The following is a 21,011-nucleotide window of genomic DNA, read 5'->3' as shown; positions in this document are numbered from 1 at the left end:
ATGGCGCTGGCCAAACGCATCATCCCTTGCCTGGACGTGGACAACGGCCGGGTCGTCAAAGGTGTGAAGTTCGAAAACATTCGTGACGCTGGTGACCCGGTGGAAATTGCCCGTCGTTATGACGAGCAGGGTGCCGACGAGATTACTTTCCTCGACATCACCGCCAGCGTCGATGGTCGCGACACCACGCTGCATACCGTCGAGCGCATGGCCAGCCAGGTGTTCATCCCGCTGACCGTCGGCGGTGGCGTGCGTACCGTGCAGGATATTCGCAATCTGCTCAATGCCGGTGCAGACAAGGTGTCGATCAACACCGCGGCTGTGTTCAACCCGGAGTTCGTCGGTGAAGCCGCGCAGCATTTCGGCTCGCAGTGCATCGTTGTCGCCATCGACGCCAAAAAAGTTTCCGGCCCGGGCGAAACCCCGCGTTGGGAAATCTTCACTCACGGCGGGCGCAAGCCGACCGGTCTCGACGCGGTCGAGTGGGCGAAGAAAATGGAAGGCCTCGGTGCCGGCGAGATCCTGCTGACCAGCATGGATCAGGACGGCATGAAAAACGGTTTTGATCTCGGCGTGACCCGCGCGATCAGCGATGCGCTGGGGATTCCGGTAATTGCTTCCGGTGGCGTCGGCAACTTGCAGCACCTGGCTGACGGCATTCTCGAAGGTCACGCTAGTGCAGTATTGGCGGCGAGTATTTTCCACTTCGGCGAATACACTGTGCAGGAAGCCAAGGCCTACATGGCCAAGCGCGGCATCGTGATGCGTTAAGCGTCAAATTCGATACAGGCCAGTGGACACCATGGCGCACCCAAGGCACTCTTGGGCACGCCATGGATTTCGGTAGCCCGACATGATCAAACGCCTGCTTCTCGTTCTCGCCAGTGTTTCTTTGTTGCTGGTCAACACGGCTCGTGCCGAGGACAGTCCCGACACCGATCTGGTGCTCCTTACCGAAAACTTCCCGCCGTACAACATGGCGAAGAACGGCAAGAACTTCGCCCAGGGCGAGAACATCAACGGTATCGCCACCGATATCGTGCGTGAGATGTTCCGGCGCTCCGGCCTCACTTACAGTCTGACTCTGCGCTTTCCCTGGGAGCGGGTGTACAAACTGGCGCTGGAAAATCCCGGCTACGGTGCTTTCGTGATGGCACGCCTGCCTGATCGCGAGAAACTCTTCAAATGGGTCGGACCGATCGGCCCTGACGACTGGATCCTGTTGGCCAAGGCCGACAGCAAGATCACCCTCGAAACCCTGAATGACGCGCGCAAGTACAAGATCGGCGCCTACAAGGGCGATGCCATTGCCGAGACGCTGACCAAGCAAGGCTTGAAGCCAGTGGTTGTGCTGCGCGATCAGGACAATGCGAAAAAGTTGGTCAATGGTCAGATCGACCTGTGGGCCACGGGGGATCCTGCCGGGCGCTATCTGGCGCGGCAGGATGGTGTGACGGGTCTCAAGACCGTGCTGCGCTTCAATAGCGCCGAACTGTATCTGGCTCTCAACAAAGACATTTCTGACGAAGTTGTCGCCAGGTTGCAGGCGGCATTGGATCAGATGCGCAAGGACGGCGTTGTCGATGAGATCATGGGGCGTTATCTGTAGCCGTTGGCAATTCTGTCGGCGCTGGCGTTTGCGTGATGGCGTTATCCGCTACTGAAGTGTCTATCGCGTCCGCGGCTTGCGGCTCTTCCTCCGGCAGGATCGGCTCATCCGGTACCGGCAATGTGTAGGCGCTGAAGTGCAAACTGTTGGCGTCGGTGTAACTGACAGCATCGGTAACGTGCGTACCGTCTGCGCGTAGCAGCGTGTATTGACTTTGCATCAGGTAGACCGCCATCGAGCTGTTTTGGGCCATGACCGCGGCGATTTCAATCGGTGTTGAGTTGAGCCAGTCGTTTGAGTGGACTTCGCATTGGGTGAACTCATTGTTCAAGCGCGCCGAAAACAGGAAAGGCCGGGACACATTACTCTTCCATTGCGCGCCGAACTCGATAGAGGTGCGGTTGGTGAATGCGCGCAGACCTTCGCTGCTCTGTGCCCGGGGTGCGGTCCAGCGCATCGTCCTGTTTTGGTTTTCGCCGTTGTAGCGATGGCATATGAGCTGATACTGATCCGTGCGTTGCAGAAGATAGAAAGGTGACTGGCGCAGTTGTTCGCGTCTGGAATATTGCGGATCTTTTACCGCGAACCAGGGAAGCCTGGCGGTGTGCGTGGATATCTCGGGTATTTGCGAAGACGGCGAAACTGCACTGTCAAGAATCGGCGCGCCGGGACGGGGATTGATCTGCAGCGGGATCTCAGTGCGCAGTGAGTAAAGGAGGAATGCAGCGGGTCTGGAATGACTGTTCCAGCCGACAAAGGTGCCGGGTGCCAGATGAATCACATTCGACGGGGCTGAGGGTGGAACGACACTCCAGGTGCTGACGCTTTGTCGGGCACCGCTGCCCTTGTCGTTCCACACCGGTTCACTGACGCCTGATGCGATGACAAGGTCGGCGCGGACACAGCGAACCGCGTTGAGTGATGGTTTTTCGTAGCCGTCGGAGCATACAGAGCCCAGTGCCACGTAACCTTCGGGTGGAACGGGTCGCCAGATTGCACCGTCCTTCCTGGATCCCGCCCCGGTATCCTTCCAGATCAGCTCGTAGTCATTTGGGCGACTCAGCGCTTTGCCTTTGCCAGGATCGGCACTGGGTGTTCCAGCCTCGCAAACCACAGCCACCACATGTCGGTCGGTAATGTTGTTGTGATGATCAATGGCCACGTCGCCCAATGGAAAATAGCCGGGAAGCACATCGGCGGCAGGAGTGGGGCGCCAGAAGGCGGCCGGTTTTGCCCGCGAACCGCTGGTGTCCCAGACGCGGAGAAACTCCGTGGTGAAGTTGATCAGCAGATTGTCGTGTCGAATGGCATCCGCTTGCCCGATCGGCGAAACGGTATCGTCATGAGTAGTCATGGTAGCTCCTGATAGCTGAAAGGCGACTCAGGGGAGTCGCGACCTGTTGCAGGTCTTACTATCCGGGGCTGGGCCCGATGGCTGGCGGTAACTATGTATCTACAGTCGTGACAACCTGTTACCGGTACACGCCATCTTTGCCATGGCCAGCCATGGCGCGATTGCTGCGCACGCTGATCATCTGTTTGATGTCGATCCACTCGATACCCTGGGCCTTCAGTCTGGGCAGTTCTCGCTCCAGCACCGCCAGAGTCTGTGGATACGGATGGCCGATGATGACGGCCGAGCCTTGTTTGCGGGCCAGGCTGATCGCCGTCTGCAACTGAGTGAAGATTGCGGCCTCAGTGCGTTCGTCATCGAGAAATACATCCCGCGAAACGCTCGCCAGATCGATTTTCTGTGCCTGCTGTGCCGCCACGGTTTGAGCGCTGGTGCGGCTGTCGACGAAAAACTTGTGGCGGCGCTGCAGCTCGCCCATCAACCACGCCATCGCCACCGGTTGCGCCGTCATGCGGCTGCCCATGTGGTTATTGATGCCAGCAGTGTACGGGACCATTTTGAATGCGGCGTTGAGGCGTTTTTGCAGTTCTTCGATCGGCAAATCCGGGTGCCAGGCATAAGGCCCGGTGGCCGGGTCCATCGGCATGTGCAGGATGACGATCTTGCCGGCGCGATGGGCTTCGCGGGCGAACTCGGTGGCGTGCGGGGTATCTGGCATGATCGCTGTGGTCACCGGGCCGGGCAGAGCCAGCACGCGGCGATCGCGGGGCAGGTTCTGCCCCAGGTCGTCGATGATCAGTGTCAGGTAGGCTTTGTGCGGCGTTGAACTGGCGGGCTCTGCATGAGCAGCACCCGCCAGACAGCACAATAAAACAAAGAGAAAACGCAGAGACATCCTCAACGGCCGGACGTAATGCTCAGACCTTTGAGCAGGCTCAGGGCCTGGGCCAATTGGTAATCGTCATCCTGCGGCATGGCTTTGGCCTTGCTGGCGGATCCGCTCGGCTTGTCCGCGCCGCCGTTGCCGTTGCCCAAGTGACCTTGCAGGTCGGCTTCCTTGAAGTATTCGCCGTCGGCCTCGCTGGTGATCTTGGCCTTGCGCACTTCGATGTCCGGCACGATGCCCTGTGCCTGAATCGAACGGCCATTTGGTGTGAAGTACAGCGCGGTGGTGATCTTCAATGCACGGTCGTTGTTCAGCGGCAGCACGGTTTGCACCGAGCCTTTGCCGAAACTGGTGGTGCCCATGACCACCGCGCGTTTCTGGTCCTGCAGGGCGCCGGCGACGATTTCCGAAGCCGAGGCGCTGCCACCGTTGATCAACACCACCATCGGCACCGCTTCGCTTTCGTCTTTGCCGGTAGCGGAGAAGCGCAGTTCGGAATTGGCGATGCGGCCTTTGGTGTAAACGATCAGGCCTTTGGTGATGAAGTGGTCGACCACTTCCACCGCCGCCTGCAACACGCCGCCCGGGTTGTTGCGCAGGTCGAGAATGATGCCGTTGAGCTTCTTGCCGTTGTCCTTGCGCAGCTTGGCCAGGGCCTTGGAAACCTCTTCGCCGGTCTTGACCTGGAACTGGGTGATGCGGATGTACGCGTAGCCGGTTTCCAGCAGTTGCGCCTTGACGCTCTTCACCTGAATCACCGCACGGGCCAGGGTCACGTCGAACGGCGTGCCGCCGTCGCGTACCAGGGTCAGGGTGATTTTCTGGCCGATCTTGCCGCGCATCTTGTCGACGGCTTCGGTCATGGTCTGGCCGCGTGTTGGCGCACCGTTGATCTTGACGATGAAGTCGCCGGCCTGAATGCCGGCCTTCGACGCCGGGGTTTCATCGATTGGCGAGACCACTTTGATGAAGCCGTCTTCGGCACCGACTTCAATACCCAGACCGCCGAATTCACCGCTGGTGCTTTCCTGTAGCTCGGTGAAATCTTCAGGGCCCAGATAGGCGGAATGCGGATCGAGGTTGCTGAGCATGCCCTTGATCGCGTTTTCCAGCAGGGTCTTGTCGTCTACCGGCTCGACGTAAGCGGCTTTGATCCGGTCCATGACCTCGGCAAAGGTGCGCAACTCTTCCAGTGGCAACGGTGCCTTGGAGGTCGCGGCAGTGCCTGCCGGAGCGACGGTCGGGGCCGGTTGCGCGGCGAACGCCAGAGGCGCGCCGATCACCAGGGCGATCGTCAGGGCCAGCGAGGTAAGGCGGGACAAATGCAGCATGTCGAACGAACTCCTGAATTAGATGGCGCGCTTATCCTTGCGCGCGGCACCATTGCGCCGGATCACTCGGGTGACCCTGCTGACGAATTGCGAAATACAGCGCTGATGTGTCCTGGCCGCCACTGTTACCGACAGTGGAGATGGACTCACCGGCTTTAACCACATCACCGGCCGACTTGAGCAGCGTCTGGTTGTGACCGTAAAGACTCAGAAAACCGTTGCCGTGGTCGAGGATCACCAGCAACCCGGCGCCGCGCAGCCAATCGGCGAACACTACGCGCCCCCCGTGTACCGCATGCACCTGGCTGCCGGCAGAGGCGCTGATCATCACGCCGTCCCACTTGGTCCGGGCATCGTCGCCACGGCTTTCGCCGAAGCGTGCCAGCAGTCGACCATCAACCGGCCACGGAAGTTTTCCCCGGGTTGCAGCAAAAGGGCCACCGAAGGTCTCGCCGCTGCTGGAGACCAGCGCGCCGGGAGTGGATCTGGCCGGTTTTCGTGGGGCGTCGCTGTTTTCAGCCTGCGCCTCACGCAAACGCTTTTTTTCCGCTTCCTGCTGGGCGATCAGCGCTTTCTGCCGCGCTTCTTCTGCCTCACGTGCCTGGCGGGCGAGGGTTTCTTCAATGGTTTTAAGGACTTTAGACAGGTCTGCCTGATCCTGCTCGCGGGCGGCGAGTTTCTGGTCGCGGGCCTTCACATCGTCATTCAGCTTGGCGAGCACCTGTTGGCGTTCCTTGCGGACTTTCTCGAGTGCTTCGCGCTGAGTGTCGAGGTCGCTTTTCTGTACCAGCAATTGCGCTTGCTGCAAACCGATGTCTTTTTCGACATTGGCCAGTTGGCGCAGGGTTTCATTGAAGCTCTTCAACTGCTCCAGACGCGCCTGGCTCAGGTAATCGTAATAGGTCAGGGTGCGGGCGAATTTCTCGGGGTTCTGCTGGTTGAGCAGCAGCTTGAGGTATTCCTGCCGACCGTTCTGATAAGCCGCACGGGCCTGAATGGCGATCAGTCGCTGCTGTTCAGTGCGCGCGCTCTGGAGTTTTTTTTTCTCTGCATCGAGACGCTGCAGCTCGGATTCGCTTTTCTGCAGTTCTTTCTGCAGCGCATCGACTTGCTTCTGCAGCTTGCCCAGCTCGGTTTCAGTGCCCTTGAGTTCTTTCTGCACGCCGGACTTTTCTTCCTGGACTTTGCCCAGCAGCTTTTTCAGCTCGGCAATGTCCTGACGCGTGGCGTCCAACTGCTGTTGGGTTTGCGCGCGCTCGTCAGCGAAGGCCGGTTGGAGCAGGCAGGTCAGAGCAAGGGCGATCAGGACGCGAAGCATAGGGGCGGGCGGCACCAGGGTAATGGACGGCCTAGTATGCCCGCCCGAGGCTGCAAAAAAAACGCCCAATTGGGGCTGTGTGATAACTGGCCTGAAAAACACCACAAACCAATGTAGGAGTGAGCCTGCTCGCGATGGCTTACTGACATTCAACAGAGTAGTTGACTGTCAGATGGCTATCGCGAGCAGGCTCACTCCTACAGGGTTTTGCGGTGTTTCGGCGATGCGGGTCAGACCAGAATCGAGGTGCCAGTCATTTCCGTCGGTTTTTCCAGACCCAGCAGTTTCAGCATGGTCGGCGCCACGTCCGCCAGCACGCCGCCTTCACGCACTTTCAAATCGCGCTTGCCGACATAAATGAACGGCACTGGCTCGGTGGTGTGCGCGGTGTGCGCTTGCCCGGTGGATTCATCGGCCATTTGCTCGACGTTGCCGTGGTCAGCAGTGATCAGTGCCTCGCCACCGACCTTTTCCAGCGCATCGACAATGCGACCCACGCAAGTATCGAGGCATTCAACCGCCTTCACGGCGGCGTCGAACACGCCGCTGTGGCCAACCATGTCGCCGTTGGCGTAGTTGACCACGATCACGTCGTAACGCTGGTTTTCGATGGCGTCGACGATGCGGTCGGTCACCTCAGGTGCGCTCATTTCCGGCTGCAAGTCATAGGTAGCGACTTTCGGCGACGGGATCAGGATGCGCTCTTCACCCGGGAACGGTTCTTCGCGACCACCGGAGAAAAAGAAGGTCACGTGCGCGTATTTCTCGGTTTCGGCGATGCGCAGCTGGGTTTTGCCGTTCTTCGCCAAATAATCGCCCAGCACGTTTTCCAGGCTGCCCGCGGCGAATGCCGATGGCGCCGGAATGCTCGCGGCGTATTGGGTCAGCATGACGAAACCGGCCAGTTTCGGCTGACGTGCGCGTTCGAAATCCTTGAAGTCGTCTTCGACGAACACGCGAGTCAGCTCGCGGGCACGGTCGGCGCGGAAGTTCATGAACACCACGGCATCGCCGTCTTCGACTTTCACCGGCTCACCGATGGTAGTGGCTTTGACGAATTCGTCGCTCTCGCCGCGAGCGTAAGCAGCATCCAGACCTTCCTGGGCGGTGGCCGCGTGGAATTCGCTGTTGCCGTCGACGATCAGGTTGTACGCCTGAGCAACACGATCCCAGCGGTTGTCACGGTCCATGGCGAAGTAGCGACCGATGATGCTGGCGATACGGCCCTTGCCCAGTGCCTGGAAAGTCGCATCGAGCAGCTCGATCGACGAGGCGGCGCTTTTCGGCGGCGTGTCGCGGCCATCGAGGAAGGCGTGCAGGTAGATTTTTTCAGCACCGCGCTTGAAGGCCAGTTCGGCCATGGCGATCAGGTGATCCTGGTGGCTGTGTACGCCGCCATCGGACAGCAGGCCCATGAAGTGCACGGCTTTGCCGGCAGCCACGGCTTTATCCACAGCGGCGCAGATGGTCGGGTTCTCGAAGAACTCGCCGTCGCGGATCGACTTGGTCACGCGCGTGAAGTCCTGATACACCACGCGGCCGGCGCCAAGGTTCATGTGACCGACTTCGGAGTTGCCCATCTGGCCGTCCGGCAGACCGACGTCCATGCCGCTGCCCGAGATCAAGCCGTTCGGCACAGTGGCCCAGAGGCGATCGAGAACAGGCTTCTTTGCCGCAAAAACGGCGTTGGATTCGGGGCTGTCGCTGTGACCGAAGCCGTCGAGAATCATCAGGACCAAAGGTTTAGGCGTAGTCGTCATGGAATCCACTCGTGGCTAATAAAGAAGAGGGCGATGGAAAAGGGAGTTGGAGTTTAAAGCTAAGTTCCGACCGCGTCACCGCCGGACGGGGTTTGGCCGACCATAGTGGCTGTGTATACTGGCCGACATTTTAACGCCCTGGAACCTCCTTCGATGGTTGCTCACCTGATTGAATTTGCCACTAACCACTACATTCTTGTCGGTATCTTCGTCGTACTGCTGGCTCTGCTGCTGGCGCACACGATGCAGGGCGGCGGTAAAAGCCTGAGCACTGGTGAGCTGACTGCACTGGTCAACAAAGACGCAGGCGTAGTGGTAGACATCCGTCCGGCCAAGGATTTCGCTGCCGGCCACATCGTTGGCGCGGTGAACATTCCTCAGGACAAACTGGCTGCGCGCACCGCCGAGCTGGAAAAGCACAAGGCCAAGACCATTATTCTGGTCGACGCCTTGGGCCAGACCGCCGGCACCCATGCCCGCGAGCTGATGAAATCCGGCTTCACCGCCGCCAAGCTATCCGGCGGGATTTCCAGCTGGAAAGGCGACAACCTGCCGCTGGTGAAGTGATATGAGTGAAGTCATCGTCTACTCCAGCGATTACTGCCCTTATTGCTCGCGAGCCAAGTACCTGCTCGAGAACAAAGGCGTGGCCTTCAAAGAGATCAAGGTCGATGGCAAGCCGCAGGTGCGCGCCGAAATGACCCAGAAAGCCGGACGCACGTCCGTGCCGCAGATCTGGATCGGCAGCAAGCACATCGGCGGTTGTGACGATTTGTATGCCCTGGAGCGCGCCGGCAAGCTCGACGCGCTGCTCAAGGCCTGAACGGCTGCACCTACGTACAGCACTCCCTAAAAGACCCAAGATCGATAAGGATCTGAGATGACTGACCAACAGAACACTGCAGCCAGCGAAGAAGAAACCGCACCGCAATTTTCCTTGCAGCGCATCTACGTACGCGACCTGTCCTTCGAAGCCCCGAAAAGCCCGGCGATCTTCCGCCAGCAGTGGGACCCGGCGGTCGGCCTGGATCTGAACACTCGCCAGAAAGCGCTGGAAGGTGATTTCTACGAAGTCGTGCTGACCCTGTCCGTTACCGTGAAAAACGGTGAAGAAGTCGCCTTCATCGCTGAAGTGCAACAGGCCGGTATCTTCCTGATCAAGAACCTCGATGCGGCCTCGATGAGCCACACCCTGGGTGCGTTCTGCCCGAACATTCTGTTCCCGTACGCGCGCGAAACCCTGGACAGCCTGGTGACCCGTGGTTCGTTCCCGGCGCTGATGCTGGCTCCGGTGAACTTCGACGCCCTGTACGCGCAAGAGCTGCAGCGCATGCAGGAAAGCGGCGAGACGCCAACCGTTCAGTAAGACGGTTTAGCAACACCCCATGTGGGAGCGAGCCTGCTCGCGAAGAGGGCGTGTCAGATGACAGATTTGTCGACTGATACACCGCTTTCGCGAGCAGGCTCGCTCCCACATTTGTTTTGCGGTGTTATTTGAAGTCGTTCTGGCGCCAGGCTTCGTACACGGCGACCGCGACGGTGTTGGACAGATTCAGGCTGCGGCAGCCTTCGCGCATCGGCAGGCGCAGGCGCTGTTCTGGCGGCAGGGCGTCGAGCACTTCCGGCGGCAGGCCACGGCTTTCCGGGCCGAAGATGAACGCATCGCCTGGAACAAACGCGGCATCATGAAACGGTCGCGAACCCTTGGTGGTGAACGCAAACAGTCTTGGGTTGCCCAGGCTTTCCAGGCAACTGGCCAGGTCCGCGTGACGTTGCAGCGTGGCATATTCATGGTAATCGAGACCGGCACGGCGCAAGCGCTTGTCGTCCATCTCGAAGCCCAGCGGTTCGATCAAATGCAGGTGGCAGCCGCTGTTGGCGCACAGCCTGATAACGTTGCCGGTATTCGGCGGAATTTCTGGTTGAAAAAGGATGACGTGAAACATGCACGGCTCCGAAGGTAAAGATGAGCGGCATTCTACGCCGCCTGTGGACAACCGTTCGAAACTATTCCCGCGGGTGATCGGTTCGCTGGCGATTGTCGGACTGATGATTGGCTTGATGATCGGCCGCCTGACCACGCCGGATCCGACTGTGTTACAGCAAGTCGAGGTCAGCGAAAGCGGGTTGGTGCTGTGGTTCAACAACGAACCGAAGCTGCACGGTGAAATCATCGATGGCACGCTGGCGCTGCTGTTTCAGGCCGAAGGCCGGCCGCAGAAGGGCCAGCTCAAACTCAACGGCAAAGACGTCAACTGGCGCACGCGAGCGAGTGACGGCGGGTTGTTGCTGACAGTGCTGGCAGCGCGGCCGCTGCAGGGTGACTGGGCCGGCAGCAAGGTCGATGAGCGTTGGCGGCTTGAGATTCGATTGGAAGCGAACTGAGCCGAGACTAACCGTCCGGCTTGGTCACTCCTACGCTTATTGACGCCGTTTCCCACTACAAAAATCTGTTTTTCCGCTCTCCCTCTTGGCGTGCGCACGCTATCGTGCGGTTCTTCTTTAAACCGGCAGGATGCCGAAACCGTCGTTCCTTGCGTGAATGCCAGGGGCGAGTTCTTCAAGGATGAAAAACATGCCAGTAAAACCACCTCGCGGTGGCAATACCCACGTGGATGTTCCCGTTGGCCCGAGCCGCCCCGGTGATGTGGATACTTCGCTCCCCGATCCATCGATCCGCAGAGGCGTCGACTCAGGTCTTGCGCTCGATGACCTGCAGCTGCGAGCCGGGCCATCGCGCGATACACACGCTGATGTCATCCGCCCGGAGCCGGCCGTGCTGGTTCAAATGACTGCCGTTGACATCCGACATCCGGCAGCCGCGCCGCTACTGGAGAATTACTTGATCGGCGCCAGAATAACGCTTCCAGATGCCGACAGCCGCGGCCTCAGGGTGTTTAACAAGCGTACTTACGTCGATCTGTCAGAGGGCGGCACTGTTCTGGTTGCAATGGATCCGGTCAATGCAACGTATCGCGCACGGTTACCCAATGAGCGGCATCCTTCCGGCCCCGAGTTGGTGCGCGACATTGACAGCGGTCTCTGGCATCCACGCGAAGGCGTTGACTTGACCCTTCGAGCACAAGTGAAAAAAAGCCTTCCGGAACTGTCCGATCGACAAGCGGATGACTTTGTATCCCGGTTTGGTGACAAGGAGACGTTAGAGACTGAACTCAAACGCATTCAACTGGGTTTGCCGCAGTTGGAGCGTGAGCTCAGCACCTGGACGAATGCCCTCAAGGACTCTCCCGGCGCCGAGTACGCGAGTCGACTGTCACTGAGTGCCAAGCTGATTCAACTGTACAAGTGGCAAGGCGACGATCTCGATCCTTGGGGGCGAGTCTATCGCGGCGGGCGAATGGCGGGTTTCAGGCTGGATATCAATCTGAGCGAATGGCCCATGCAAAGGGCTCCACTTTTTTCTACACCCATCAATTCCGTTGTTTCTCTTACCCTGAGAGGTTTTTCGTCACAAACACCGAAGGATTTCTTCGCCGGGTTTCCCAGCCTTGGAACATTGAGGACGTCAGGCCAGGTGTATGGACTGCCTGACGGAGTCGGACGGCTCACGGAGTTGCGCGTGGCGGACTTGAGTAATCCTCTGCTCCACCTTTCGCTAGCCGATATTGAACAATTGAAACAGCTGCCACGTTTGCGCGAGCTGAACCTGGAAGGCCATCCCCTCGGGTATGGTTTTTCGATACGCGATATGACTGAGTTGCGGGTGTTGAAACTGGGTAATACCAGTCTTGTCGGTCTGCCTGGCGGACTGAGCGAGTTGGCCGGATGGTCGCGGTTACAGGTATTGGATCTTCAACGAAATCCTTTTATAGGGCGTGCGCCTGACGTTACCGGGATGTCCGCGCTGCGGGTATTGAATCTGACGCAGACCGGTATCAGCCAGATCCCTGGCGGGCTGGGCACCGGGAATGGCCCCAAAGGCTTGGAAATATTGAAACTCGGCGAAAATTCGCTGTTTGATGCGCCTTCGCTCGAAGGAATGAGCAAGTTGCGGGAACTTGATCTTTCCAGCACGGATATCGACAAGTTTCCCGACGGCATCACGTCTGAAATTCCCGCGACAGTATTGAATCTCGCGAACAATCGAATCAGATCGATTCCCGAATCAGTGGAGCTTAGAGCAGGCTTCAACTTGACCGGAAATCCTATTACAGACCCCGCGTCCCTGCGGCGATTGATATTTGCGCGTCGACAAACGGGCACCGATATCTGGTTGGGAGTAGAGAGCGTTGATCCGTCGGCGGATCTCTGGCTACGACATGTGCCACACGCGCAAGCTCCAGAGAAACTGGCGCTTTGGGACAGGTTGAACAGCTTTTCTGAAAGCAGTTTGTTCTCGCGGATTCGAAATCTGAGCCGTACGCCTGAATTCTTCGTAGAACGTCAGCTATTGGAGCGCCGGGTCTGGGCGTTTCTCGAAAGTTTCGAAAAGGCAGGCGCTGTTGAACGGTCTCGCCTCAGGGACGTAGCCAGGAAGGAAACGAGTCCAGGAAAGATGCTGGAAAGGCTGGAGGAGGAAATAAAGGCACTTGATCCCGGGCGACAGAATCAGCCCTTGCATCATCTACCCAAGCGTCCGAGGCTCGACTGACCTCGGGGCTGCGGCGTAAAAGCGGGAATCCCTGACCTGCCTGTATCAGGGTTCCCAAAACGGGGTGGACTTCGCTGTGAGCGTCAGTCCGGTGTAAAGAGGGAACCCCCGGCCTGCCTGTACCAAGGATCCCAAAACGGTGGGCGCATCGCGTTGCGGTGTGCGCCCGGTATAAAGAGGGGAATCCCCGGCCTGCCTGTACCAAGGTCCCCGAAACGGGTGGTGAAACGAATCACCTTGTAAGACGTATTGCAGGGTGCGTGCCAGGTTTTAATCTGTTGAAACAAAAAAGCTGATCAGAAACACGAAAGCCCCGGAATTCGGGGCTTTCATGTTTTTGGACAGTGGGTTTTTTGGTTTTTTCAGGAAGGAGTGTGGCGATGCAGCTGTGCGCGATCGCGGGTCATTGTGCATTGATGCGGTGCACGGGGGCCCCTCACCCTAACCCTCCCGAAACGTCGGACCGCCCATAGGGAGAGGGGACTGACCGAGTTGCCCGGTCAAATTACGCCGACCTGAGATACCGAGCCGAACTCAGGCCTCGAAGCCACCTGAAATCGGCTCCCTTTTCCCTCTCCCCCTTGGGGAGAGGGCTGGGGTGAGGGGGATCGATCCTGAGTACACAACCATCCTCAAGCGAACAAGGTTTTAACCCTCATCCCCTTCATCATCATCCCCACCATCAACCTTCATCCCCAATTCCTTGATCTTGCGCGTCAGGGTATTACGCCCCCAACCCAACAACACCGCCGCATCACGCCGCCGCCCCGCCGTGTGCTTCAGCGCCGTCTCGATCATGATCCGCTCAAATGCGGGCACCGCACTGTCGAGCAAACTCGACTGGCCACGCGCCAACGCCTGATCGGCCCACTGACGCAGCGCCTGCTCCCAGTTGGTCACCGGTGCCGAGTCCTGCGGCAGGCTCAACAGCTCCGGTGGCAAGTCGCTGATGTGCACTTCGCGCCCGGACGCCATCACGGTGATCCAGCGGCAGGTGTTCTCCAACTGCCGCACGTTACCGCCCCACGGCAGGTTCTTCAGGTACTCCTCAGTCTCGCTTTTCAGCAGCTTCGGCTCCACGGCCAGTTCTTGCGCGGCGCGGCTGAGGAAGTGCTTGGCGAGGGTCGGGATGTCTTCGCGACGATCCGACAGGCGCGGGATGTGGATGCGGATGACGTTGAGGCGATGGAACAAGTCCTCACGGAATTTGCCGGCGTGTACCAGGGTTTCCAGATTCTGGTGCGTCGCGGCGATGATGCGTACATCGACTTTCACCGGCACATGCCCGCCTACGCGGTAGAACTCACCATCGGCCAGAACTCGCAGCAAACGGGTTTGCGTATCCGCCGGCATGTCGCCGATTTCATCAAGGAATAGCGTGCCGCCGTCAGCCTGTTCAAAGCGCCCGCGACGCAGATTCGCCGCGCCAGTGAACGCGCCTTTCTCATGGCCGAACAGCTCGGATTCCATCAGATCCTTGGGGATCGCCGCCATGTTCAGCGCAATGAACGGCGAGGCCGCGCGCGGGCTGTGGCGGTGCAGGGCGTGGGCGACCAGTTCTTTACCGGTACCGGATTCGCCGTTGATCAGCACGGTGATGTTGGAGTGGCTCAAGCGGCCGATGGCGCGAAACACTTCCTGCATCGCCGGCGCTTCGCCGATGATTTCCGGGGTGCGGGTCAGGGCCGGCACGACTTCCAGGCCTTGCTGCTCTTGCGCATGCTGATTCGCGCGCTTGACCAGCGACACCGCTTCATCAACGTCGAACGGCTTCGGCAAATACTCAAACGCACCGCCCTGATACGAGGCGACAGCGCTGTCCAGATCGGAGTGAGCGGTCATGATGATGACCGGCAACCGTGGATGCTGCTCGCGGATCCGCGCCAGAAGGTCCAGACCACTGGCACCCGGCATGCGGATATCGGAAATGATCACGTCAGGCTGCTGACGGGCCAGACGACTCATCACGCCATCGGCGCTGTCGAAGCTCTGGGTGGTCATGCCTTCCTGCTGCAAGGCCTTTTCCAGAACCCAACGGATAGAACGGTCGTCATCGACGATCCACACGGTTTCACTACGGCTCATGTCGATGTGGCTCCTTGTTCCAGTGGCAGAAAGATCGAGAACGTGGTGTGGCCTGGATGGCTGTCACACTCGATCAGACCCTGGTGCTGGCTGATGATGTTCTGGGTAATGGCCAGGCCCAGCCCGGTACCGTCCGGGCGTCCGCTGACCATGGGAAAGAAAATGGTTTCCTGAAGTTCCGCCGGGATCCCGGGGCCGTTGTCGATGATCTCGATCTTGGTCACCAGACGATGGCGGACGTGGCCGATGGTGAACTGGCGCATGGTCCGGGTGCGCAGGCTGATGCGGCCCAGGCGCAGTTCGTTCTGGCTACTGATCGCTTGCATCGCGTTGCGCACGATGTTCAACACCGCCTGAATCATTTGCTCGCGGTCGATCAATACGTCGGGAATGCTTGGGTCGTAATCGCGCACCAAGGTGATGCAGCCCTGGCTTTCGGCTTCGACCAGTTGGCAGACGCGCTCCAGCACTTCGTGGACGTTGCACATCGCCAGCGACGGCAGTTTGTTCGAGCCGAGCATGCGGTCAACCAGATTGCGCAGGCGGTCGGCCTCTTCAATGATCACGTTGGTGTAATCACGCAGGCTGTCTTCCGGCAGTTCGCGGGCCAAAAGTTGCGCGGCGCCACGGATGCCACCCAGCGGGTTCTTGATCTCGTGGGCGAGGCCGCGCACCAGCATCTTGCTGGTTTCCTGTTTGGACAGCTGCGCCTCTTCCTTGGTGATCCGCAGCAAGCGGTCACGCGGGTGGACTTCCAGCAGCAACATCGTGGCGCCGTTGCTGAGGATCGGCGTCACCGCGTAATCCACAGTAAGGGTTTGGCCGGTGAGCGCGGTGAGCATGGCTTCGCGTTTGGTAAACGGATGCGCCTGCTCCACGGCCTGGCGCAGGGAATTCAGCGCCTCGGTGGATTCGGTGAACAACTCGCTGATGAATTGGCCATGGCTGCGCTGCCCGCTGATGGCGAGCAGCATCTCCGCCGCCGGGTTCATGTACTCAAGGCGCAATTCGGCGTCGAGCAGGATGGTGGCGGTGGTCAGGTTGTCGAGCAGCAAACGGTGAATTGCGTCGCTAATAGTCATCGGAGCCTCTTTTGGGGGCGGAGCGTGCGCAACAAGCAAGCGTCGGTATCGGGAAAATGCAAAAACCAAACCAAGGCTCCGAAAAGAAGCGCTTAACCCGTGAAACAGGCGTTTGACGCTCGTTTGCGTGGCACAGGGCCAGCTCTCACGGGTAGTTTCGAACCAAAATGGGTTGGATTGTGGGTACGGTGCAGCCTATTGCACCAATATAGTGCGCAAAGCTGAGCGGCGTTAGAAGAAACGCAGGAAGGGGTTTTTTGGTTCGGGCGGTTTGTCTTTCAGTGGGCATTCTGGACGGATGCCGTAGTCGTCCTTGGTGCAAGGTTTGACCTGACGCTTCTGCGCAAGCGAGATGCGCAGCATATGGAAGGGCTGGTTGGCGGTGCGTTCGACGGTACGGCCTTCGGTGTCAAGGATTTCCACGGAAAGGTTGTGGCTGCCACGATCAATGTTGTTCAGCGGGAACACTGGACTGAGGCCTGGCTCGCCCGTGGCCTGTCCGTCCAGTAGCAGGCGATAACGGTGACCTCGCTGTAGTCCGGGCTCGCTGGTGACGCTGACAATGATTTCACCTGCGCTGCTGCGAATCGTGGCATCGGGTTCAGGTATCAGAATGCGCAGCATGTCGTAATGGAATAGAGGCTGCTCGACGGATTTTTTCGCGGTGGTGACCGGCGCGGCGGCCGTTGGGTTGGGCGACATGCGATTGCTGGTTGCGATGGGCACTCGCTTGGCGTTGCCGCGCGGTTGGTCGGTGTAGACGCGATTGCCCTGCGCATCGGTATAGGTGAAGACCTCAGCCGATGCTTGCAGCGTCAGCAGTGCCAACACAGTGATAAGCCACGCGCGAATCATGGCTTGTGTACTCGCTGTACGCTAAGGGCCGCTGGCGGGCTCTGCTGAATGATCGTCTGCCCGTCGATCACTTGCACGGCGAGACGATGTTCGCCGCGATCCACGTTCACCAGTTGCAGGATCGGCACGTTGCTCGGCTGACCGTAGGGTTCATCGTCCAATACCAGTCTTAATTGATGCGGTGGCCGCAGGCGCGGTTTGATCAGCACGTTGACGGTGAACGTGCCGTTATTGGCGCGCAGGGCTTCTTCGGTGGGCAGGCCGGCGATTTCCAGAATCTCATAGGCATCGCTGCGTGCCGGCTGGCGATTGTCCGTGCCAGAGGGGGCCGGTGCGCTGGGCGCCTGAGGCTCGACACGGTTGAGCGGCGGCAACTCCACGGGCTGCGCCTGCACGCCGTCTGGCGAGTGATCGCTGTACACCGTGTTGCCATTGGCATCGGTGTACTTGTAGATCTGCGCGGCGGCGGGCAGGGCGATCAGCAGCAGTATGTAGATAAAGATGCGACCCATGAAATCGACCGGGATTGAAAACGATGGGATGCAGCATAGGACAGACGCGGCGGTTGGCCCAACTCGGCACACATCCGGAGATCATTCAGGCGCCACAAATCCCCTGTGGGAGCGAGCCTGCTCGCGAATGCGGTGCGTCATTGGCGGTGATGGCGACTGATACGACGCCTTCGCGAGCGGGCTCGCTCCCACAGGGATCTGCGTGACGCCATAAATCGCAGGCAATAAAAAAGGCCTCCCGAAGGAGGCCTCTTTCACTCACGCCGCGTAGCGCAGCGCTACCGGATCAGCAGCTGTAGTACAGCTCATATTCCAATGGGTGTACGAAGGTACGGACCTTGATTTCTTCTTCGGATTTCAGCGCGATGTAAGCGTCGATGAAGTCGTCGGAGAACACGCCGCCCTTGGTCAGGAACGCACGGCCTTTATCCAGCTCTTCCAGAGCTTCTTTCAGGCTGCCGCAAACTTGCGGGATCTCTTTCGCCTCTTCAGGCGGCAGGTCGTACAGGTTTTTGTCGGCAGCGTCGCCTGGGTGGATCTTGTTCTGGATACCGTCCAGGCCAGCCATCAGCAGTGCTGCGAAAGCCAGGTACGGGTTGGCAGCCGGATCCGGGAAACGCGCTTCGATACGACGGCCACGTGGGCTGTTGACGTAAGGAATACGGATCGACGCGGAACGGTTGCGAGCCGAGTAGGCCAGCATCACCGGCGCTTCGAAACCTGGCACCAGACGCTTGTAGGAGTTGGTGGCCGGGTTGGTGAAGCCGTTCAGTGCCTTACCGTGCTTGATGATACCGCCGATGAAGTACAGAGCGGTTTCGGACAGGCCGGCATAGCCTTCGCCAGCGAAGGTGTTCTTGCCATCTTTGGCGATGGACATGTGCACGTGCATACCCGAACCGTTGTCACCGTACAGTGGCTTCGGCATGAAGGTAGCGGTGCGGCCGTAGGCGTCAGCCACGTTGTGGACAACGTATTTCAGCGTCTGAACTTCGTCAGCTTTTTTCACCAGGGTGTTGAACTTGACACCGATTTCGTTCTGACCGGCAGTTGCCACTTCGTGGTGGTGAACTTCAACGGTCTGGCCCATTTCTTCCAGTGCGTTGCACATGGCAGTACGGATTTCGTGATCGTGGTCGAACGGCGGAACCGGGAAGTAACCACCTTTGATACCTGGACGGTGGCCTTTGTTGCCGCCTTCGATGTCCTGGTCGGACATCCACGAACCTTGTTCGGAGTAGATCTTGAACATCGAACCGGAGATGTCGGACTTGAACTTCACTTCGTCGAAGATGAAGAACTCAGGCTCTGGACCGGCGAATACGGTGTCACCGATACCGGTGGTCTTCAGGTATTCCTCGGCACGGTGAGCGATGGCGCGCGGGTCGCGATCGTAACCTTGCATGGTCGACGGTTCGATGATGTCGCACACCAGGATCAGGGTGGCGTCTTCGGTGAACGGGTCGAGCACGGCAGTTTCGTCGTCCGGCAGCAGGATCATGTCGGAGGCTTCGATGCCTTTCCAGCCAGCGATGGAGGAACCGTCGAACATCTTGCCGACTTCGAAGAAGTCGTCTTCCAGCGCATCGCGAGCCGGCATGGTCACGTGGTGCTGAGTGCCTTTGGTGTCCGTGAAGCGCAGATCAATCCACTTGACGTCATGATCTTTGATGAGTTGAACCGACTTCGACATAGTGTCCTCCGGGTGAATTAGGGCTGGTAGTGGATGCCCTTAATAGTGGTGATGCCGGCGCGAATACTCTGCCAAGGCAACCTGCCTCACAAGGGAGCAAATTGCATGCCAGTGCCCCAGCATGGGTTTTTTGCCCCAAATTCACGCTTATTAAGGTGCGGAGCTTCTTAAAGCAGAAAATATCGCCCTTTAATGTAGCGTCACAATCTGCAAATGACCTGTTTTGGTGCATACAAAACCTTCTGCACATTAACTGGTTAAACCTTGAGCAATTTCCGCTATAATCCGCGCCCCCCTTTTTCGGCTGGCCGTTCGCGCGCTGTTTTCATGAAACTAATCGTAAAAGTCTTCCCCGAGATCACCATCAAAAGCCGACCTGTCCGGACGAAGTTCATCCGCCAGTTGGCCAAGAACATCCGCACCGTGCTCCGTGACCTGGACCCGGCCGTGGTGGTGAACGGTGTGTGGGACAATCTCGAGCTGGAAACCCGCGTAACCGACGCCAAAGCCTTGAAAGAGATGGGTGAGCGCCTGACCTGCATGCCGGGCATCGCGCACTTTCTGCAGATCGACGAGTACCCGCTGGGCGACTTCGACGACATCACCGAGAAGTGCAAAGAGCACTACGGCGCTGCACTGGCCGGGAAGATTTTCTCGGTGCGTTGCAAGCGTGCCGGCAAGCACGCGTTCAGCTCGATGGACGTTGAAAAATACGTTGGCAGCAAGCTGCGCCGTGAGTGCGGTGCCGCCGGTATCGACCTGAAAGCGCCGGAAATCGAAGTCCGGATCGAAGTTCGCGACAAACGGTTGTTTGTGATCCACAGCCAGCACAACGGCATCGGCGGTTACCCGCTGGGTGCGTTGGAGCAGACGCTGGTATTGATGTCCGGCGGCTTTGACTCGACCGTTGCGGCTTACCAGATCATTCGTCGCGGCCTGATGACGCACTTCTGCTTCTTCAATCTGGGCGGTCGTGCCCACGAATTGGGCGTGATGGAAGTCGCGCATTTCATCTGGAAGAAGTACGGCAGCTCGCAACGCGTGCTATTTGTCAGTGTTCCGTTCGAAGAAGTGTTGGGCGAAATTCTCGGCAAAGTCGATAACAGTCATATGGGCGTCGTATTGAAGCGTATGATGTTGCGCGCGGCTTCCAACATCGCCGATCGCCTGCATATCGAAGCGCTGGTCACCGGCGAGGCGATCTCCCAGGTGTCGAGCCAGACGCTGCCAAACCTGTCGGTGATCGACTGCGTGACCGACAAACTGGTCCTGCGTCCGCTGATCGTGGCGCACAAGCAGGACATCATCGACACGGCCAACGAGATCGGCACCGCCGATTTCGCCCGGCACATGCCGGAATACTGCGGAGTCATTTCGGTCAATCCGAAGACCGCCGCCAAACGCGGTCGCGTTGAGCACGAAGAGAAAGAATTCGACATGGCGGTGCTCGAGCGTGCGCTCGAAAACGCCAAACTGGTGCCGATCGATCGGGTGATCGACGAATTGGGCCAGGACGTACAGATTGAAGAAGTCAGCGAAGCACTGGCCGGCCAGATCGTGATCGACATCCGTCACCCGGATGCCGCCGAGGATGAGCCGCTGGAACTCGCTGGCGTAGAAGTACAGACGATGCCGTTCTACGCAGTGAACGCTCGTTTCAAGGAGCTGGATCCGACTCGCCAGTACCTGCTGTATTGCGACAAAGGCGTGATGAGTCGCCTGCATGCTCACCATTTGCTCAGTGAGGGGCATGCCAATGTGCGCGTTTATCGACCGAGCTAAGTGCCCGGGGCTGTTTGCCTGTGGCCTGCGTCACCGGCCCCCCGACACCGCCGTCAAGCTGTAACGGCCATGCCGGACACTACTGCTAATCGCTGCCAAGACTTGTCAGCAAACCGAATCCTCTGATCGAGA

General features: G+C 58.9%; 19 protein-coding genes. 8 read left to right on the top strand and 11 right to left on the bottom strand.

Annotation, left to right across the window (positions count from 1 at the left end):
• Complete coding sequence (hisF, locus tag ACW9IR_RS11940) at positions 1-771, top strand: imidazole glycerol phosphate synthase subunit HisF (protein WP_007909211.1); 771 nt, start codon at positions 1-3, stop codon at positions 769-771.
• A gap of 82 nt (positions 772-853) precedes the next feature.
• Positions 854-1,609: a substrate-binding periplasmic protein gene (locus ACW9IR_RS11935; protein WP_102899556.1), complete on the top strand. Its 756-nt coding sequence runs from the start codon at positions 854-856 to the stop codon at positions 1,607-1,609.
• Here ACW9IR_RS11935 and ACW9IR_RS11930 read toward each other — a convergent pair.
• From ACW9IR_RS11930 to gpmI, 5 genes are all read right to left on the bottom strand, one after another.
• Complete coding sequence (locus tag ACW9IR_RS11930; RefSeq protein WP_457463327.1) at positions 1,590-2,963, bottom strand: Vps62-related protein; 1,374 nt, start codon at positions 2,961-2,963, stop codon at positions 1,590-1,592. The two genes, ACW9IR_RS11935 and ACW9IR_RS11930, sit on opposite strands and share 20 nt — an antisense overlap.
• A gap of 118 nt (positions 2,964-3,081) precedes the next feature.
• A complete protein-coding gene (locus ACW9IR_RS11925) occupies positions 3,082-3,858 on the bottom strand; it encodes a divergent polysaccharide deacetylase family protein (protein ID WP_457463325.1) in 777 nt (258 codons plus the stop codon).
• A gap of 2 nt (positions 3,859-3,860) precedes the next feature.
• Positions 3,861-5,180 carry a S41 family peptidase gene (locus ACW9IR_RS11920; protein WP_457463323.1) on the bottom strand — a complete coding sequence of 440 codons (1,320 nt, stop codon included), beginning with the start codon at positions 5,178-5,180 and terminating at the stop codon, positions 3,861-3,863.
• A 31-nt stretch (positions 5,181-5,211) separates the two neighbouring features.
• Positions 5,212-6,498, bottom strand: coding sequence for a murein hydrolase activator EnvC family protein (locus ACW9IR_RS11915; RefSeq protein ID WP_095120763.1), 1,287 nt, complete (start codon positions 6,496-6,498; stop codon positions 5,212-5,214).
• Between the two features lie 230 nt (positions 6,499-6,728).
• Positions 6,729-8,258, bottom strand: coding sequence for a 2,3-bisphosphoglycerate-independent phosphoglycerate mutase (gene gpmI / locus ACW9IR_RS11910; RefSeq protein ID WP_102899553.1), 1,530 nt, complete (start codon positions 8,256-8,258; stop codon positions 6,729-6,731).
• A 153-nt stretch (positions 8,259-8,411) separates the two neighbouring features.
• Between gpmI and ACW9IR_RS11905 the strand changes: the two genes are divergently transcribed.
• Genes ACW9IR_RS11905 through secB form a run of 3 tightly spaced genes read left to right on the top strand, consistent with a single transcriptional unit; the run spans position 8,412 to position 9,624 of the window.
• Entirely contained in the window at positions 8,412-8,825 is a 414-nt protein-coding gene (locus ACW9IR_RS11905; RefSeq protein WP_064388915.1) for a rhodanese-like domain-containing protein, read from the top strand.
• A gap of 1 nt (position 8,826) precedes the next feature.
• On the top strand, positions 8,827-9,081 hold the full coding sequence (grxC, locus tag ACW9IR_RS11900; protein WP_038359971.1) for a glutaredoxin 3: 255 nt from the start codon (positions 8,827-8,829) through the stop codon (positions 9,079-9,081).
• Between the two features lie 57 nt (positions 9,082-9,138).
• On the top strand, positions 9,139-9,624 hold the full coding sequence (gene secB / locus ACW9IR_RS11895; RefSeq protein WP_016772114.1) for a protein-export chaperone SecB: 486 nt from the start codon (positions 9,139-9,141) through the stop codon (positions 9,622-9,624).
• 124 nt (positions 9,625-9,748) lie between these two features.
• Here the strand turns inward: secB and ACW9IR_RS11890 are convergent, their stop codons facing one another.
• Positions 9,749-10,204, bottom strand: coding sequence for a tRNA (cytidine(34)-2'-O)-methyltransferase (locus ACW9IR_RS11890; RefSeq protein WP_007909235.1), 456 nt, complete (start codon positions 10,202-10,204; stop codon positions 9,749-9,751).
• Here ACW9IR_RS11890 and ACW9IR_RS11885 point away from each other — a divergent pair.
• Positions 10,203-10,643: a hypothetical protein gene (locus ACW9IR_RS11885; protein WP_457463318.1), complete on the top strand. Its 441-nt coding sequence runs from the start codon at positions 10,203-10,205 to the stop codon at positions 10,641-10,643. The genes ACW9IR_RS11890 and ACW9IR_RS11885 overlap by 2 nt on opposite strands.
• 190 nt (positions 10,644-10,833) lie before the next feature.
• The gene (locus ACW9IR_RS11880) at positions 10,834-12,870 is read left to right on the top strand and encodes a leucine-rich repeat domain-containing protein (RefSeq protein ID WP_457463316.1); all 2,037 of its coding nucleotides are present in this window, start codon (positions 10,834-10,836) and stop codon (positions 12,868-12,870) included.
• A 648-nt stretch (positions 12,871-13,518) separates the two neighbouring features.
• Here ACW9IR_RS11880 and ntrC read toward each other — a convergent pair.
• The 5 genes from ntrC to glnA form a co-directional block, all read right to left on the bottom strand.
• Entirely contained in the window at positions 13,519-14,955 is a 1,437-nt protein-coding gene (gene ntrC / locus ACW9IR_RS11875; protein ID WP_003220781.1) for a nitrogen regulation protein NR(I), read from the bottom strand.
• Positions 14,952-16,037: a nitrogen regulation protein NR(II) gene (gene glnL / locus ACW9IR_RS11870; protein ID WP_007909240.1), complete on the bottom strand. Its 1,086-nt coding sequence runs from the start codon at positions 16,035-16,037 to the stop codon at positions 14,952-14,954. The genes ntrC and glnL overlap by 4 nt, the downstream gene beginning before the upstream one ends.
• A gap of 231 nt (positions 16,038-16,268) precedes the next feature.
• Positions 16,269-16,892 carry a DUF4124 domain-containing protein gene (locus ACW9IR_RS11865; RefSeq protein WP_102899551.1) on the bottom strand — a complete coding sequence of 208 codons (624 nt, stop codon included), beginning with the start codon at positions 16,890-16,892 and terminating at the stop codon, positions 16,269-16,271.
• Positions 16,889-17,404: a DUF4124 domain-containing protein gene (locus ACW9IR_RS11860; RefSeq protein ID WP_102899550.1), complete on the bottom strand. Its 516-nt coding sequence runs from the start codon at positions 17,402-17,404 to the stop codon at positions 16,889-16,891. The genes ACW9IR_RS11865 and ACW9IR_RS11860 overlap by 4 nt, the downstream gene beginning before the upstream one ends.
• Positions 17,405-17,690: 286 nt before the next feature.
• Positions 17,691-19,097 carry a glutamate--ammonia ligase gene (glnA, locus tag ACW9IR_RS11855; RefSeq protein WP_016985745.1) on the bottom strand — a complete coding sequence of 469 codons (1,407 nt, stop codon included), beginning with the start codon at positions 19,095-19,097 and terminating at the stop codon, positions 17,691-17,693.
• A 327-nt stretch (positions 19,098-19,424) separates the two neighbouring features.
• On the opposite strand from glnA, the gene thiI reads away from it, so the two are divergent.
• On the top strand, positions 19,425-20,879 hold the full coding sequence (thiI, locus tag ACW9IR_RS11850) for a tRNA uracil 4-sulfurtransferase ThiI (RefSeq protein WP_322845587.1): 1,455 nt from the start codon (positions 19,425-19,427) through the stop codon (positions 20,877-20,879).
• Positions 20,880-21,011: the final 132 nt, after the last annotated feature.

The organism is Pseudomonas sp. SDT291_1_S447 (genome assembly GCF_054070155.1).
Note: the sequence above shows the minus strand (reverse complement) of the source record. Positions and strands in the feature narration are given on the sequence as shown.

Bases quoted from the DNA above. Each gene is read 5' to 3' on its own strand.
- hisF (WP_007909211.1), top strand. From the start codon at position 1: ATGGCGCTGGCCAAACGCATCATCCCTTGCCTGGACGTGGACAACGGC.
- ACW9IR_RS11935 (WP_102899556.1), top strand. From the start codon at position 854: ATGATCAAACGCCTGCTTCTCGTTCTCGCCAGTGTTTCTTTGTTGCTG.
- ACW9IR_RS11930 (WP_457463327.1), bottom strand. From the start codon at position 2,963: ATGACTACTCATGACGATACCGTTTCGCCGATCGGGCAAGCGGATGCC.
- ACW9IR_RS11925 (WP_457463325.1), bottom strand. From the start codon at position 3,858: ATGTCTCTGCGTTTTCTCTTTGTTTTATTGTGCTGTCTGGCGGGTGCT.
- ACW9IR_RS11920 (WP_457463323.1), bottom strand. From the start codon at position 5,180: ATGCTGCATTTGTCCCGCCTTACCTCGCTGGCCCTGACGATCGCCCTG.
- ACW9IR_RS11915 (WP_095120763.1), bottom strand. From the start codon at position 6,498: ATGCTTCGCGTCCTGATCGCCCTTGCTCTGACCTGCCTGCTCCAACCG.
- gpmI (WP_102899553.1), bottom strand. From the start codon at position 8,258: ATGACGACTACGCCTAAACCTTTGGTCCTGATGATTCTCGACGGCTTC.
- ACW9IR_RS11905 (WP_064388915.1), top strand. From the start codon at position 8,412: ATGGTTGCTCACCTGATTGAATTTGCCACTAACCACTACATTCTTGTC.
- grxC (WP_038359971.1), top strand. From the start codon at position 8,827: ATGAGTGAAGTCATCGTCTACTCCAGCGATTACTGCCCTTATTGCTCG.
- secB (WP_016772114.1), top strand. From the start codon at position 9,139: ATGACTGACCAACAGAACACTGCAGCCAGCGAAGAAGAAACCGCACCG.
- ACW9IR_RS11885 (WP_457463318.1), top strand. From the start codon at position 10,203: ATGCACGGCTCCGAAGGTAAAGATGAGCGGCATTCTACGCCGCCTGTG.
- ACW9IR_RS11890 (WP_007909235.1), bottom strand. From the start codon at position 10,204: ATGTTTCACGTCATCCTTTTTCAACCAGAAATTCCGCCGAATACCGGC.
- ACW9IR_RS11880 (WP_457463316.1), top strand. From the start codon at position 10,834: ATGCCAGTAAAACCACCTCGCGGTGGCAATACCCACGTGGATGTTCCC.
- ntrC (WP_003220781.1), bottom strand. From the start codon at position 14,955: ATGAGCCGTAGTGAAACCGTGTGGATCGTCGATGACGACCGTTCTATC.
- glnL (WP_007909240.1), bottom strand. From the start codon at position 16,037: ATGACTATTAGCGACGCAATTCACCGTTTGCTGCTCGACAACCTGACC.
- ACW9IR_RS11865 (WP_102899551.1), bottom strand. From the start codon at position 16,892: ATGATTCGCGCGTGGCTTATCACTGTGTTGGCACTGCTGACGCTGCAA.
- ACW9IR_RS11860 (WP_102899550.1), bottom strand. From the start codon at position 17,404: ATGGGTCGCATCTTTATCTACATACTGCTGCTGATCGCCCTGCCCGCC.
- glnA (WP_016985745.1), bottom strand. From the start codon at position 19,097: ATGTCGAAGTCGGTTCAACTCATCAAAGATCATGACGTCAAGTGGATT.
- thiI (WP_322845587.1), top strand. From the start codon at position 19,425: ATGAAACTAATCGTAAAAGTCTTCCCCGAGATCACCATCAAAAGCCGA.